Annotated in this window: 1 protein-coding gene; it reads right to left on the bottom strand. The window is 66.8% G+C overall.

The window, feature by feature from the left end; translation table 11 throughout:
• Positions 1–234: DUF1281 domain-containing protein (locus IBT54_RS25005; RefSeq protein ID WP_201253339.1), on the bottom strand; the 234-nt coding region annotated here is incomplete at its 3' end.
• Between the last annotated feature and the right edge of the window lies 1 nt (position 235).

Genomic DNA, 235 nt, shown 5'->3' with positions numbered 1-235 from the left:
GTTTTCCGGCGAGTCTTCGCCCTGCCCCGCTGCCGTCAGCGCCGGGAAAGGCGCATACGTTTCGTCCGTCACCGGGCGCAGCAGCCCGCCGCAGCCCGCCAGGAACAGCTGGATACCCTCCGCTTCTGCCCGCGTATACAGTGGCCGTACATTGCCCTCCATCAGCGCCCGCAGCTGACTCACCTTCTCCGCCAGGCCGGTCACACGCAGCCTGTTTGCACACCAGTTCGGCATG

It is taken from the genome of Pantoea sp. S62 (assembly GCF_016658625.1).
GTDB lineage: Bacteria > Pseudomonadota > Gammaproteobacteria > Enterobacterales > Enterobacteriaceae > Pantoea > Pantoea vagans.
The sequence above is the reverse complement of the archived record's forward strand: the minus strand, read 5'-3'. Positions and strand labels throughout refer to the sequence as shown.